14 protein-coding genes are annotated in these 15,857 nt (G+C 41.2%); 1 reads left to right on the top strand and 13 read right to left on the bottom strand.

All coding sequences use genetic code 11. The features are described 5' to 3' along the window. Window positions 1-467 precede the first annotated feature (467 nt). On the top strand, window positions 468-1,064 hold the full coding sequence (locus QZL88_RS12780) for a MarC family protein (RefSeq protein ID WP_006800272.1): 597 nt from the start codon (window positions 468-470) through the stop codon (window positions 1,062-1,064). A 101-nt stretch (window positions 1,065-1,165) separates the two neighbouring features. Here the strand turns inward: QZL88_RS12780 and trxA are convergent, their stop codons facing one another. The 13 genes from trxA to QZL88_RS12715 form a co-directional block, all read right to left on the bottom strand. Further along, window positions 1,166-1,639 (bottom strand): thioredoxin, encoded by a 474-nt coding sequence (gene trxA, locus QZL88_RS12775; RefSeq protein WP_296941715.1) that lies wholly within the window; start codon window positions 1,637-1,639, stop codon window positions 1,166-1,168. Between the two features lie 12 nt (window positions 1,640-1,651). Beyond that, the gene (locus QZL88_RS12770; protein WP_296941713.1) at window positions 1,652-1,816 is read right to left on the bottom strand and encodes a hypothetical protein; all 165 of its coding nucleotides are present in this window, start codon (window positions 1,814-1,816) and stop codon (window positions 1,652-1,654) included. After that, on the bottom strand, window positions 1,800-2,021 hold the full coding sequence (locus tag QZL88_RS12765; protein WP_296941711.1) for a DUF6132 family protein: 222 nt from the start codon (window positions 2,019-2,021) through the stop codon (window positions 1,800-1,802). Before QZL88_RS12765 ends, QZL88_RS12770 begins: the two co-directional genes overlap by 17 nt. A 24-nt stretch (window positions 2,022-2,045) precedes the next feature. Then, a complete protein-coding gene (locus QZL88_RS12760) occupies window positions 2,046-4,496 on the bottom strand; it encodes an FAD-dependent oxidoreductase (protein ID WP_296941709.1) in 2,451 nt (816 codons plus the stop codon). Window positions 4,497-4,544: 48 nt separating this feature from the next. Next, a complete protein-coding gene (locus QZL88_RS12755; protein ID WP_296941707.1) occupies window positions 4,545-4,904 on the bottom strand; it encodes a winged helix DNA-binding protein in 360 nt (119 codons plus the stop codon). Window positions 4,905-5,074: 170 nt separating this feature from the next. Then, a complete protein-coding gene (locus QZL88_RS12750) occupies window positions 5,075-5,506 on the bottom strand; it encodes a Dabb family protein (protein ID WP_296941705.1) in 432 nt (143 codons plus the stop codon). A 1-nt stretch (window position 5,507) separates the two neighbouring features. Beyond that, window positions 5,508-6,695 (bottom strand): C1 family peptidase, encoded by a 1,188-nt coding sequence (locus QZL88_RS12745; protein ID WP_296941703.1) that lies wholly within the window; start codon window positions 6,693-6,695, stop codon window positions 5,508-5,510. Window positions 6,696-6,726: 31 nt separating this feature from the next. Next, window positions 6,727-8,814: an HDIG domain-containing metalloprotein gene (locus tag QZL88_RS12740; RefSeq protein WP_296941701.1), complete on the bottom strand. Its 2,088-nt coding sequence runs from the start codon at window positions 8,812-8,814 to the stop codon at window positions 6,727-6,729. Between the two features lie 74 nt (window positions 8,815-8,888). Further along, the gene (locus tag QZL88_RS12735) at window positions 8,889-10,127 is read right to left on the bottom strand and encodes a glycosyltransferase N-terminal domain-containing protein (protein WP_296941700.1); all 1,239 of its coding nucleotides are present in this window, start codon (window positions 10,125-10,127) and stop codon (window positions 8,889-8,891) included. A 2-nt stretch (window positions 10,128-10,129) separates the two neighbouring features. Further along, a complete protein-coding gene (gltX, locus tag QZL88_RS12730) occupies window positions 10,130-11,650 on the bottom strand; it encodes a glutamate--tRNA ligase (RefSeq protein ID WP_296941698.1) in 1,521 nt (506 codons plus the stop codon). A 185-nt stretch (window positions 11,651-11,835) separates the two neighbouring features. Continuing rightward, window positions 11,836-12,345 (bottom strand): DNA-deoxyinosine glycosylase, encoded by a 510-nt coding sequence (locus tag QZL88_RS12725; RefSeq protein ID WP_296941696.1) that lies wholly within the window; start codon window positions 12,343-12,345, stop codon window positions 11,836-11,838. A 107-nt stretch (window positions 12,346-12,452) separates the two neighbouring features. Next, window positions 12,453-14,207 (bottom strand): peptide MFS transporter, encoded by a 1,755-nt coding sequence (locus QZL88_RS12720; RefSeq protein WP_296941694.1) that lies wholly within the window; start codon window positions 14,205-14,207, stop codon window positions 12,453-12,455. A gap of 73 nt (window positions 14,208-14,280) precedes the next feature. Next, the gene (locus QZL88_RS12715; protein ID WP_296941692.1) at window positions 14,281-15,651 is read right to left on the bottom strand and encodes an MFS transporter; all 1,371 of its coding nucleotides are present in this window, start codon (window positions 15,649-15,651) and stop codon (window positions 14,281-14,283) included. Window positions 15,652-15,857: the final 206 nt, after the last annotated feature.

The raw sequence follows: 15,857 nt of genomic DNA, 5'->3' as shown, positions 1-15,857 counted from the left end.
TCTTTTTTCAAAAGGTAACAACCAACGGTCACAGGAGCAAAGCGTATGTAAAGCTTACACAAAGAGCAATTAATAATTAGCTTTTACGCTCTCTGTAGCCTCTCATGGGGCAGGGCTGTTAAGTTCTAATTTTTTATACCCCCTGTGTCATGTTGAACGGAGTGAAACATCTCGTTTCTCAGGGTCGAGATCCTTCGTTCCACTCAGGATGACAGCAGAAAATAACAGAACAAAGTAGAGAACTTAACAGTCCTGCCCTTAGGGGAGGTTGGAGAGACTAAAAGGTTACACTTTTTCATTCATTTGCTAATTTACAAATCTGCTAATTAATTATTTCAAAGAGCTATCGGCTAACAGCTAAAAGCTGTCGGCTATATACATAGATAAACTTCTACAAAAAGAATAAAACTTCATGCATTTGAACCAAAAATATATACCTTTGTTATATCTTAAAAAAAGTAAATATTATGGGATTCGATATCAGTTTAACGCAAATATTAAGTGCATTTGTTGTCTTGTTCGTTTTAATCGACGTATCGGGCTCTATCCCTATATTTTTAAGTTTCAAGGGAGAAGGACGGGATGTTAACCCATTACAGGCAGCTATCTACTCATTTATCATAATGACAGCTTTCCTGTTTATCGGAAACTGGGTATTGAAATTATTCAATGTCGATGTTTCATCCTTTGCCGTTGCCGGAGCACTGGTTATATTCATCATATCTATAGAGATGATATTCGGTGTGGAAGTATTCAAAAATGATGCTCCCGGCGGATCTAAGACACTTGTACCTATTGTTTTCCCCTTGATTGCCGGTCCCGGTACATTTACCGTATTATTGTCTATGCGCGCAGAATATGATGTATCGAATATTATTATTGCATTGTTCCTGAATATGATAATCGTATTCCTTGTGCTTAGATACCTCAATGTTGTGGAAAAGATCCTGGGTATAGGCGGAGTATACGTCTTGCGCAAATTTTTCGGGGTCATAGTTATGGCAATCGCCGTAAGATTATTTACTGCAAATATCAATGCGCTGCTGGACAGCTTGCAGCAATAAAATAAAAAAACCCGTACTTCATTTGAAATACGGGATCTTCTCTTTATTAATTCGAATCAGTTGTTGAATTAAATTATTCAATTACTAATTTCCCAAATACATCATTTCTTCAACAACACCTTATCTATCGCCTCTTTCAATGCAGGCTTAGGTAATGCGCCCTGTGCCATCTGAGGTTGTTCCTCCCCCATAGGCACAAACAACAGGCTCGGGATACTTCTGATTCCGAACAAAGCAGCAAGCTCCTGTTCTTCCTCCGTATTTATCTTATAGATATAAATTTCGCCGTCATATTCGGCTGCCAGTTCTTCCAGTACGGGAGCAATGGCTTTACATGGGCCACACCAGTCGGCATAAAAATCTATCAGTGCGGGTTTGTCTCCCAGATATTTGAATTCACCCGGATTAGCCTCATAGTTCGCTACTTTTTTCAAAAAGTCTATTTTATTTAAATGTATTGTTTTCATTTTTGTATCCTTTTTAATTTGTTCTTTTGGTTGATTGTTTTTTGTTTGCCCGTTACAAGAACTGAATGTCAGTCCGGCTATAAACAGCATCAATAAAATATGTTTCATAACTTCCTACTGTTATTTTTTGTTTGTTTCTTCTGTTGCCTGTTTATAATCGGTAGTGCTCATCTGGCAGTATCCTGTAACACAACACGATGATAAAAAGTATATTATAAGCATTGCAAATACCATGCCCTTAATATAGACAGGCAGCATACTCCATTTATTAAGTATCTTGCTCATTCTTTGTTTCTTTTTTGAAAAGGCTGAACAATAAGCCCCCCATCACTGCTCCCCAGATGATACTGTTTACTGGCGAAGCCGTAATAGGACATGTGCCGCTGCTGCATCCGATAAAGTACCAGTACAGATAACCTGTGACGGATCCGGAAGCGGCTCCGACGACATATGTCCAGTTTCGTTTCAATATGGTTATTAATTTTTCCATTGTTCAAAGATAATTTAATATTCCTCAAATAAACAGATTCACATTAGCATTCTCAGCCCTGTCGAGATAGGCAGCCACACCACCGATGGTAATATCGTCCATCAGTTCCTCTTTCTTTATTCCCATTACATCCATCGACATGGAACAGGCGATAAATTCCACTCCATTATCTTTTGCCTGTTGCATCAGGCTTTCGAGGCTGTCGATACGCTTATCTTTCATTATCATACGCATCATTTTGCTGCCCATTCCGCCCATATTCATCTTTGAAAGACTTAATTTTTTACTGCTCGACGGCAACATCAGGCCAAACATCTTACCCATAAAGTCTTTCTTTACAGCAGGTTTTTCGAGCTTCTTTATCACATTCAGTCCCCAGAATGTAAAGAATATACTTACCTTCTTCCCCGAAGCCGCCGCTCCGTTGGCTATGACAAAAGAGGCTAATGCACGGTCGAGATCATCACTGAAAACAATGAGTGTTTTATTATCTCCGCGAACAACCGACTTTTCAGACTTTTCGCCTACGGACTGTTTCTCCACAACAGCAGTAATCACTCCTCCTGAATTTTCCATGCCGAGAACTTTAGCCCCCACCATACGGCTCCATCCATTAAGGTCTTCACCGAAAGCCTGGTCGGTCACTTTTATTTCGAGGCGGTCACCCGCTTCTATCTGGTCATAATTCTTTTTCAGTTGCATTATCGGGCCGGGGCATTGCAGCCCACAGGCATCTATCGCGATCGTTTTCATATTGGTGAATTGTTGTATTGCTGGTTTATTTTCTTCTTTACCGGATATATTAGCTGTGTGTAGAGCTGAATAGTCTTCTGTGGCGCAGGAATAAGTCTTATACCCTCCCGACAGGTTGAAAATGTCTTTATATCCGTGTTGCGCCAGAATACGATAAGCAATATACCCTCTCAGTCCGACAGCACAGTATAATACGATCTTCTTATCTTCCGGTATCTCCGGCAGACGACTCCGCATCTCGTCCACAGGGATATTCACCGAATCTGCGATGTGTCCAAACTGATGTTCTTCGGCGGTGCGGGTGTCGATAACAAATATTTCCGATTTGTTCAGCTTCTGCAATTCGTGCCACTGAATTATATTTACTTTTTTTCTCAATATATTATCAGCCACAAAACCTGCCATATTAACAGGGTCTTTCGCTGAGGAATAAGGCGGTGCATAAGCATGTTCCACTTCCTGCAGATCGTAAATACTACCACCCTTTTTTATCACTTGTGCAAACAGGTCGATTCGCTTATCCACACCGTCGAAGCCTACGACCTGAGCCCCTAATAACTTTCCGTCAGCAGGTGAAAAATTGATTTTCACGGACAGCGGCAAAGCATCGGGATAATACCCTGCATGCGAACTCCCATGTGTATAGGAAGTTATATGAGGTATATTTTCCCTGTCCAATAGTTTGGAGGAAGCCCCTGTGGCGGCAACCGTAAGGTCGAATACCTTGGCTATAGATGTACCTATTGTGCCCGCATACTTATATTTATTATTTTCGAGAATATTGTCTGCTACTATACGTGCTTGCTTATTGGCTGGGCCTGCAAGGGGAATAAGAGCATGCTTGCCGATCACCGGATTGAACACTTCTACTGCATCCCCTAAGGCATACACATCCTTATCCGACGTCTGCATATAATCATTCACCTTGATACCGCCTAACGAGCCGAGTTCGAGTCCGGCTTCCCGTGCAAGCTTTGTTTCAGGGCGGACACCGATACTAAGGATAACCATATCGGCATCCAACGCGGGACTTTTTTCCAATAATACGCTCAGTTTATCTCCTTCGGATTCAAAACCGGTGACTCCTTCCTCGAAATATAGCGATACTCCTTTTTGTGTCAGATGCTGATGAACAATAGTTGCCATTGCAAAATCGAGAGGAGCCATCACCTGATTGCCTCGTTCTACAACAGACACCTTTATCCCTGCATCCTGTAGGTTTTCCACCATTTCCAAACCGATAAAGCCGCCACCAATGACGACGGCCGTCTTAGGTTTGTGCTGGTCTATATATCGTTTTATCTTATCCATATCGGGAACATTACGTAAGGAGAATATCCGATCGTCATCGCTCCCTGTCAGAGGCGGCTTTATAGGTTCGGCTCCTGTAGATACGATGAGTTTATCGTAGCTTTCAATATAGGTATCTTCCGTGGTCTGATTATGCACCGTCACTGTTTTGCTTTTAGTATTGATGCCTGTCACCTCCGACTTTACACGTATATCTATATTAAACCTGTCGGTAAATCCATCTACAGTTTGCACAAACAACCTGTCGCGCTCGCTTATCGTTCCGCCGATATGATATGGCAGCCCGCAATTGGCATAGGATACATACTCTCCCCGTTCGAATAATATAATTTCCGCATCCTCATTCATACGCCTGAGTCTTGCTGCCGCTGTCGCCCCTCCGGCAACTCCTCCGATTATTAGTACTTTCATAATTTATGATGTAAATATTTGCTATTAGCAATTAATTGGTTAAATTTTTTATTCCTGCAACTTTGAAATTAAAGAAGTCAGTTCGGAAAAATCCATTCCCTGCGCCTGCATTTCTTTTGTTTTCTGTTTTCCTGATTCCGTCAAAGTGAAAATCATCTGGCGTTTATCGGCAGTTCCCATTTCACGGACTATAAATCCCTTGTCCTCTACGGTGGTAATAACACGTGAAACACGCGAATTAGATAATCCCACAAAGTCACACAACTCGTTTGCCGACCTTGGCTTACCGTCTTTGAGGCAGCAAAGAAGCATCCCTTCGTTGATAGTGATACCATTAGCTTCCGCAAAACGTTTTTCAAAGTTGTATAATGCTTTATATATATCTTTTAATTTACAAATTGGTTCCATTCTATTTATTTGCTATTACGAAATATTTGCAAAGAAAATATTTTTATTTGAATGTGCAAAATATTTTAGTGTATTTTTTAATACGGAGCAAAAAGGTTAAAAAGATTCTCACAAAAAAGAGGATGAATATATATCCATCCTCTTTAAACTATATTATATATAATAACCGATTATTCGACAGCAATGAAATCCGCCTCCAGAAAATTTGTGACTTCGGTCTCCCAACGTTCCTTTACAAATTTCACGTGCTCAGGATGTTCATTATAAGCGGTATAGGCTTCCTGATTATCGAAAACCATCGAAAAATAGAACTTATATTCATTCTTACTGCTTACCTGACGCGAAACTTCGAAATTTTTCACCATAGGAAGAGCACTTAAAATACGTTGTCCGTCCTGTAAAAACTTGTCGGTTTCAGGAGCATCCGCATCATATTTCAGATTAAACATGACTGTATGCCGTATATTCCCTTTTTTAAGTTTTGCTGAAATTTCGGATTGTTCAACGACTATGTTTTCGCTTACCTCCTTCTCCGGCTTAGACCCGTTACATGCACTAAACAGAGAAGATATAAACAGAAATCCTATTATTCTTATTATCATATTATTTTAGAGTAAGTTTCTTAGCTATTCCTTTTGGTAGAGCATCCTTATGTATCATTATGCTCATAGTTTTGTATTTGACAAATGCTTCCGAAGCATACCAGATACCTTTATATGCACCAGCTTCACCCCAAGAGTTTTTTACCAGATAATACTTGCTTCCATTCTGATCTTTAGCAATACCATATATCTGCATACCATGATCGTCGGTAGTTTCCTGATTATCATATGCTATCTGACGCATCTCCTGTGTAATCGCTTTTTCCTTCACAGGTCCTTCTTCTATCTTAGATTTTATACGATTGTTTTTCTCTGTTTGAGAAAGGCCTAACCAATGAGCCTGATCCGAACCTACATTTTCAGGAGCTTCGTCGTCAGGAATAACAGCCAACCCGTTGCGGGTAAAACCTATCTCGCTCACATCGGAAGCCCAAGCTATTGTATAGCCATTATTCAACGCATCATCGATAGTCTGCATCAGCTCATCTATCGGCAGGTTGTAAGACAGAGACCAACGCCAGTTGTCAGGAATCTCCAAAGCAAACGGAGCATAGAACGGATGATGTGTATACGAAGTCAAGGAAATATAATTATTAGCATCTAAGCCTAAAGACTGACGCAACGACTCTGCCGTATAAGATTTACCCTGATATTGAAAGTTTTGAGGAAGAATTCCAAAATAAGCATCCAGAATACCATTCAATCCTTGTTTCCATACAGGAGAGATGCGTTTGTTCTTATTCTCATTAATTCCTTTCACATATCCGGCTAGTCCGGCCTCAACTTCGCCGTGCTTATGTGTTGTCTCACCATAGTTAAGACCTGTGTAAACTTCGTTAGGCAAAACTCCATACTCGTTTAACGTTTCAACCACATCAGCAAAAGAGCCTCCCTGAGCAAAATTAAGGTTACCCCCTACTCTTACAAACTTATCCGCTTTATCTGCATAATTGCGGCGTACAATATACATTTCCGACAGATCATGCTCACCTTTACCCATACGGATAACTTCCGATTCGAGGAAACCCAGTCCTGAAAAACTCCAGCAAGTACCACTGTTTCCCTGGTTCTTGATAGAGGTAATCGGATTTTCTTTTACAACCGAAAACTGATAACCGCTTCCCGCACTTTGAGCACTTATACCCAATGTCAGCAAAATAAATGCTGATAACACTACTAATTTTTTCATCTATATTTTAGTTTTTACAGTATTAAAATCCTTATTGTTCTATCAATGTCTCATCATTCTGCTTCTTCAATTCGGGATAGGCTACACGCATATGGCGCATACTTACCAGTTTTTCGGAAAACACTTCTTTCGCTAACTCTATATCTTTAAATGTAATCGGCGCATTCTTGAAAAGCCCGTCGGCCACCTGCGAATCTACAAGTCTGTTGACTAGCCCGCTTATTGCTTCTTTACTGTTATCTTTCAGGCTACGCGATGCGGCCTCTATAGTATCGGCCATCATCAACAAAGCGGTTTCACGGGTAAACGGATTAGGACCCGGATAAGTAAAATCGGCCTCATCCACCTCTTCATCCGGATGGCTATTTACATATGAATTATAGAAATACTTTGCTTTCCCTTTTCCGTGGTGTGTCTGTATAAAATCGATAATCTGCTGCGGCAGATTATATTTTTTTGCAATCTTCACTCCTTCTGCAACATGTCCGATGATAATGCGGGCACTTTCCTTCTCTGTAAGTCCGGCATGCGGATCTATACCTTCTACCTGATTTTCGGTAAAGAAAATAGGATTTACCATCTTCCCTATATCGTGATAAAGCGCCCCTGTACGGACAAGGGTAGCATTCGCCCCTATACGGTGTGCCGCCGACACCACCAATGTGGATACCTGCATCGAGTGCTGGAATGTTCCGGGGGCTACTTCTGACAACTCCTGCAGCAATGGCCTGTTGGTATTCGATAGTTCTATCATGCTCACTTCGGAGATGAAGCCGAAAACCCGCTCACACATATAGACCAGTAAATATGCAAAAGATACAAATACAAAGTTGATACAGAAATAAATATACATTCTTCCATTCTCTATCAGAAGTGACGGGTCTCCTTCTGTACAGAGAATCCAGGCCGTGTACGTAATCACATAGGTCAGCAAAATGAGAATGGAGCAATATACGAGCTGAGAGCGCTCCGAAAGATTTCTCAGGCTGAATATACACATATATCCTATCATTACCTGAATGACAATAAACTGGGCCATCTGAGCCAATGGAAGCATCAAAGCGCAGATGAGTACAGTTATCATATGTGTGGTCATAGCTGTCCGCGAATCTATAAATGTCCGGATCAGTATAGTAGGTATGGCAAAGGGAACCAGATACATCAGGCTAAACATCTTAGTGTCGGCCATCAGCCCGGTGATAATAGGAAATATCCCGACCATTATAAGTATAAAAATGATGTTCTTCCGGTTGTTATACTCATGCAATCTGTAAAACTTAAGATACACCATCAGCGACATCAACAGCAAAGAGAGCATGACAAGCTCTCCGAACATCAGCCAGCCGGGCTTGGATTTTGTGCCTACTTTGCTTTCTACCTCCCGGTTGTAAGAGTCGAGTATATTCTTTGTACGGGCATCGACGATCTCGCCCCGGTCTATTATTTTTTCGCCTGATTGGACTTCTCCCTCGTATAATGCTACCTGCTTGAGCAGTTCTTCCTTCTCGTTAGACGACATCTTTTCGTCATACAGCACGTTTACATTCAGGTAGTCATTCAAGTTGATAGCTCGCAAATGACTAATATCGACACTGGATGGCGCATCGCTTATTATTTTCTCATAAGCCTGCTTAGGTGTATAGAAAGACGCCAGATGGCGGGTACTGGCAACATTATTATCATTTACCAGTTGAAGTTGCTTTTTGTTCAGTTGCTGAACTTTATCATAATCCTCAGCCGATATTATACCGGCCTTATATACCTCGTTGAGTTTGCGGTTCACATAGCTTATATACTCTGAAGGGATGCTCTTTGCTAAAGCATCCTGCGAAAACTGAGATACTGTCTTCTTTGATATGGTAAGGTCGGTATAATAATATGGCTGATAAGACCGCATTATGCTGTCTTTTTCTGCTTGTACCTGCTTATCGGATTTATGGATATGAAAATTGAACGGAGCAGTCAGCAAACCATATTGCCAAGGCCTGTTCTCGGTGTATGAATACTTATATTTGCCTTCACGGGGCAGAAAATACCAAATGACCAGAATAGTCACTATAAAAAAAACCGGGGTAGGTATCTTAATCGTGGAATTGAATATCTTATTTATTTGCGCCATAACACTATGGTTTAGAATACAAATCTACAAGAATATTTTTTATTAGAAGAAAAATATACCCGAAAACGAAGAGTTCACAGTTTCAGTACATCCATCACCCTGTCTACGACTCCACTATTGGAACGGACATAATCGCCCGCGTGTTTTCCCGCGGCTTTGAGGGTTTCGTCATATTGGAGAAATTCGTCCATCAAGCCTCTGAATGATTGGGTATCAGCGATAGAATACCCTCCTCCCTGTTCGCGGAGTCCCTGAGCTTCCCGAAATTTCTTGAAGTTGGGTCCAAATATCACAGGAATTTCATATACAGCAGCTTCAAGCACGTTGTGTATACCTACTCCAAACCCACCACCCACATACGCGATCTGCCCATACCGATAAATAGACGACAAAAGGCCTATGCAGTCGATAATAAGACAATCGTAATCGGTCATCATCTCTGGTATAGCATTCGAGTAACGGATGTAGGGCCGTTGAAGATTGCTCTCTATATATTTCAGGTGGGCTTCATTTATTTCGTGCGGTGCAATTATCATCTTCAGGTCAGTGGTCATATTGAAGTATGACATTATCACATCTTCATCTTTTGGCCACGAACTACCCACTACCAATATTTTTTCTCCTTCGGCAGTGGCCTTTTTTGCAAATGCCTCAACAACATTTAGCTGTTTAGCCTGTTGCTTTATATCGAGCACCCTGTCGAAACGGGTATCGCCACATACTTCGACATTTGTTACTTTTATATCCCGCAACAATTCAGCCGAATTGGTATCCTGCACACAGATGCACGTATATTTTTTCAGCAACTTGCGCATATCCATTCCATACCATTTGAAGAAAATCTGTGAAGAACGGAAGATAGCCGAAACCATATAGATAGGTATTCCCTGCTTGTGTAAGGTATTCACAAAATTATACCAAAACTCGTATTTGATAAAAATCGCCATTTCAGGCTTCACCAGTTTCAGGAACTTCTTCACATTACGTCTCTTATCGAATGGCAGATAACAAACGATATCGGCCAATGGATAATCTTTGCGAACGTCATATCCCGACGGGGAAAAGAATGTAAGTAATATTTTATATTCGGGATTCTTGCGCTTTACTTCTTCTATTATCGGGCGGCCCTGCTCAAACTCACCGAGCGAAGCAGCATGAAACCATATATATTTTGCCTTAGGGTCAACCTTTTCCTTGAGTATTTTGTAGGTTTGTTTATGCCCGATTATCATCTTTCTCGCCTTCTTGTGGAAAGGAGAAATGATGCGAACGATAAATGCATACAGATATATGGCGAAATTATAAAAAAACATGGTTACGAAATTTTGATTTCCTCAATGGCTTTCTGCAAACGGACAACAGTCTCACCTTTGCCGATAACAGCCGTTATATCGAACATATGCGGACCCTTCGATTCGCCGACAATAGCCAGACGAAAAGCATTCATGATATTCCCCAGATGATAACCTTTCGATTCTATCCATGCTTTTACAATTTCTTCCTGATTGTGCGCAGAAAAATCGTCTATATCCTTCAACACAGTGATCAATTCTGACATTTGCGCAGGAGAGTCCTCTTTCCAACGTTTTTTTACTACCTTTTCATCGTATGAAACAGGTGCAACGAAGAAGAAAAACGATTGATCCCATAATTCTTTTACAAAGCTTACCCGCTCTTTAACAAGTCCCACGACTGTTTCCACATAGTCGAGAGTAACATCCACTCCTTTTTCCTCAAGAAGGGGATAATATATATTAGCAATTTCGGCATTCGGGCGCAATTGTATATACTGATGATTGAACCATTTGCCTTTTTCATAATCGAATTTAGCTCCACTCTTACTACATTTTTCAAGAGAGAATAGCTGTACAAGTTCATCCATAGACATAATCTCCTGATCATTACCCGGATTCCAGCCTAAGAGCGCAAGGAAGTTGATAACAGCTTCGGGCAAATAACCGCTCTCACGGTAGCCGGATGAAATCTCTCCCGTTTTCGGATCTTTCCATTCCAATGGAAATACAGGAAATCCCAAACGATCTCCGTCGCGCTTACTCAATTTACCATTTCCTTCGGGTTTAAGCAATAGTGGCAGATGCGCAAATTGCGGCATGGTAGCCTCCCATCCGAAAGCGTTATATAAAAGTACATGCAAAGGGGCCGACGGCAACCATTCTTCACCACGGATAACGTGGGTGATTTCCATCAGATGATCATCGACAATATTTGCCAGATGATATGTAGGCAGGTTATCGGCCGACTTAAATAATACTTTATCGTCGAGCACCGAAGAATTATATTTTACTTCACCACGGATAACATCATTTACTAATACTTCCTGATTAGCTTCTATTTTGAAACGGACAACATACTGATTACCGGCATCGATCAGAGCCTGTACTTCTTCGCTGCTTAATGTCAAAGAGTTCCGCATTTCGCCACGAGTAGATGCATCATATTGGAAATTTGCTACGGCAGCGCGTTTAGCCTCTAATTCCTCTGGTGTATCAAAAGCAATATAGGCAGCCCCCTTATCCAATAATACATCGACATATTTACGATATATCTCTTTCCTGTCCGACTGGCGGTATGGAGCATAAGCCCCGCCAACATGCGTACCCTCATCGAACTTCAGCCCGAGCCATGTAAGAGCCTCTATTATATACTCTTCGGCTCCGGGAACAAAACGTTGCGAATCGGTATCTTCGATGCGGAGAACAAAGTCTCCGCCGTGCTTTTTAGCAAACAGGTAATTGTATAATGCCGTGCGTACACCTCCAATATGCAATGGGCCTGTAGGGCTGGGTGCAAAGCGTACCCGTACTTTCTGAGACATATCTTATAGTTTAAATCAAGGCTACAAAAGTATATAAAATAAGTGAAAAACGAATTAGCTGCATCTGATTTATGATTTTGAAACTAATTTATCTATACTAAGACGCTGCTGTTTATTTACTAAGAACCTTTAGCTTTTATAATTATCAAAGTAATTAATAGGTCTGCGACCAGGTTATCACCTTATCATAGCTCCGTCGCTCTTATTGACTTTACGGTATCAATAAAGACCTGCCACTTTTCAATCTTTTCGGCAAGCGTCATCCGTGCATTAGCAGGGCTGGGAGAAGGTAGTGTTATAAACGCCCTGTTTTCATCGAAGCCGACATATCTTCTATAAAATTCTTCAGCCTTCTTGCTTGTAAAAAAGATATGTTTGATCTGAGGATATTTCCTGAAAAACTTTTTGAAATCGTTCGGCTTTTCATTCTTAATACTGCTATCGAGGCTTCCTGTTCCTTCGCATGATTCAATAACATCCCAGATAGCGATATTATTCTCTTCAAGCAAAGCATTTTTTTCTGCATAGCTGTCCGGCAACGGCTTGTCAAATAAAGTGAAAATGATCTTCCAAAACTGGTTGCTTTTATGCCCGTAACGTTCCTGTTTACGCAAAGACTCTTCGCTGGGCATCGTCCCCAGGATTAATACCCGCGATTTTTCGTTGACTATTGGCTCAAAAGCTATTTTTCTCATCCTTTTAGTTGCAAGTTACTAGACTCAATTCACAATTACGAGTTACAAGTAGTTTAATATTTCAATTCCTTGTTAACTGTTGACCGATAACTGTTAACTGAAACTCGTCATTTTATCCCATGCATCATTTTCATCAAACGCTTTGACAAAAAGAACAGAATGACTGACGCCGCCCCCGCCATAAATACAAAGAGCATGAAGAAATCATAAAGGTTAGAGATTCTGTATCCCATAAATACTTTCGGATTCTCCAACTGTTGTTTTTCCAATGAATTTTGTATTTCAGCCTTCAAGGTTTTATTCTTTATTTTATAGAACATTATCCGGTCGAAAGGAATGACTTTTGCCCCGTCTTTTTCGGTAATATCCTTCTCAAATTCTTCGGGTAACAAGGTTAAGGTATTTTCTTTTTCCACCGATTGCACTGCCGCCAGTTCGATAAGCGGCTCGGGATAATAGCTGCTCAATGTGCCCGAAAATTTATTGGCAGCCGATGTACTCATATACCAGATAGCCATCAGCAGAGAGGCAAACCGTATCGGGGCCAGCTTATTCACCATCGACAATCCTATCGGGGATAAACAGAGTTCGCCGAATGTATGTATGGTGTAAAGGCTTATCAGCCAGAGCATGCTCACTTTTATACCCGGAGCAAGACCTTTCACACCAAAGGCGATAATCAGGTAGCCGATTGCCAGCAGAAACAAGCCTATTGATTGTTTATAAGGGGAGGCAGGCTCTTTCCCTTTCTTGCTCAGCTTTGTCCAGATAGCGACAAAGACAGGTGCGAAGATGATAATGGCGACAGCATTCACCGACTGAAAATAAGATGTCGGTATAGTCCAGTCAAACAACTCCACATACCTGTCGGTCTGCTCTTCTGCAAAATAGGTCAACGATGCCCCGGCCTGCTCGAATGCCGACCAGAAGAATATCACAAAAAAGGCGATAATATAAATTACCCAGATACGCGACCTCTCTATTTTGGTCAGTGACGGGTCCGATATTACATATCCGGGTGCCGCAATAGCGAGAGAGAATATAATAGATCCGATGATATCGGTATTCAGCACCGTATAAAGCAAAACAAATAAACCAATCCAGACAGCGCTCCATATAATGGCCAGTTTGATTGTTGACTTACCCTCTGCGGCTACCGGAGTGTCCCCTTCGGGTTTCTTCTCTGCTTCCATACGTCGTGTGTCACGGCTATTAGGAATGACACCTATCGCATCTCCCTCCGGGGTTCGGAGGTATTTATCTTTTAAGAATATAAAAACAACAACACCGAGCAACATACCGATGCAGGCGGCAAGGAATCCCCACTTAAAGTCGGCCGGATGTCCCGTATCTCCCAAGACACCACAAACAATGGGTGCAAAGAACGATCCGGTATTCACTCCCATATAGAAAATCGTATAGGCCGAGTCCTTCCGTTTATCATCCGGCTTGTACAATTGCCCCACCATGGTGGAAATATTAGGTTTGAAGAAGCCATTGCCGAATATAAGGAATCCCAACCCCGAAAACATCAGTGTGGTAGCCAACTCCACATTCTCGAAATAACAGCCGGAAAGAAACATAAGGAATTGTCCCATTGCCATGAGTAACGCACCCGCGATGATGGAGCGGCGGTTTCCCCAATAGCGATCGGCGATATATCCGCCAATCAGCGGAGTGAGGTATACAAGGCCTGTATAGCTGCCGTAGACCTGCGCACCATACGCTTTATCGAAAAGCAGCGCCTTTGTCATATACAGTACAAAGAGAGCCCTCATTCCATAATAGCTGAACCGTTCCCACATTTCGGTGGCGAAGATCAGGTATAGTCCTTTTGGAGTTGTTTCTATTTCGGGAGTCATTTATATAAAGTTATTCTATTCAAAATCGGCAAAATAAAAAATCCGGTTGTTTTGAGGAACCGGACTTTTTGTTTTATTTCTTTATGTTTGGTAATTCCAGCCCGTAGCCTTTTTTCTTGTCCTCGCGTTTCAGCAGGAAAGCGACTATGAGGGCGAGTATTCCGAAGCAGGTGAAGATAATCATGGGGAGAGTGTAGTCATACAGATTTACTGTTTTTCCATCAACTATACGCTGACCTGTAATGCAATATTTTTCCAACACAATGCCTATCACATACGGAACACCCATCAACCCCCAGTTCTGAACCCAGAAAATAAGAGCATACGCTGTTCCTAATTTATTTTCAGGGATAATTTTCGGTACAGAAGGCCACATCGCCGAAGGAACCAAAGAAAAACCAATTCCCAGAAGCACCATCAGGGCCGTAGCAAACCACCATACATTAAGGATGGGAGCAGCAAATAAAGAATGCACCACAATCAATAATAATGCCCCGATAATCATAATAGTAGCACCCTTACCTTTTTTATCATATATCCCACCAAAAAGCGGAGTAAGAAGTATTGCTCCGAAAGGAAGTATTGCTGGAATATTACCAGCAAATTCAGGTTCTACATTATATTTATTAATCATTAAATCCACTGCATATTTCAAAAATGGAAATACAGCTGAATAGAACAATACACATAAAAAGGCAATCAACCAAAAACCTTTATTTTTGACGATGAAGAGAATATCCGATACTTTAAATGGTTCTGACGGCTCTTCATTTGTCTCAGTGAGAGATTTATCAAGTTTCTTATCCATAACACAGAACACAAGATAAGAAATCAGCCCTACGCAAAGCAAAACCAATCCGAATAATATAGGAGCAGAGATATTACCGAAGTATTTTGCCATTGGAAATGCAGCCGACAAAGCCAGTGTTGTACCAATACGGGCAACCGAGACTTGCAACCCCATAGCCAGAGCCATTTCATGTCCTTTAAACCATCTTACAATAACTTTCGTTACTGTAATGCCGGCAATTTCAACACCCATACCAAAAATAGCGAATCCGATACTGGCGAGCATAACCTGTGAGTTTACACCTAAAAGAGTTCCCTCGAAAGTAGAGCCGTAAGCAACGGAGTAATATTTCAACGAGCATCCTGCAACCATCAGAATACATGCACCTAAGCCTGTAAAACGAACACCCATTTTATCGAGAATAATCCCTCCAAAAATAAGCATAAGAAGAAATACATTGAACCAGCCATAAGCACTGGTAAAAAATCCGTAATCGGAACTTTGCCATCCAAATTCACTTTCCAGTAAAGGTTTCAACGGAGCCATAACATCTGTTATGAAGTAGCCGCAAAACATGGTTAGCGCTACAACACCCAGAACAGTAAATCGGGCTGCCTTCGAGTCGCTTAGTTTTTGTCTTAGTATTTCGGTCATTTTTTGCTTGATTAAGTGATTGTTTTAAATTTTTGCTAGGCAAAAGTATGTAAAAGAATTAGAAAAGTATAGTTTGCTACCCTAAAACATAGCTATTTGATACGTTAAATAGATTAAAGAAATATTTAACGCGATATTATCTAATAGCAATTGGTGACTCCTGTTAAAGCTATAAAAGCAACAAATAGGTCAGCAACCCTAAGATT

This window comes from uncultured Dysgonomonas sp., assembly GCF_900079725.1.
In the GTDB taxonomy this organism is placed as follows: domain Bacteria; phylum Bacteroidota; class Bacteroidia; order Bacteroidales; family Dysgonomonadaceae; genus Dysgonomonas.
Note: the sequence above shows the minus strand (reverse complement) of the source record. Positions and strands in the feature narration are given on the sequence as shown.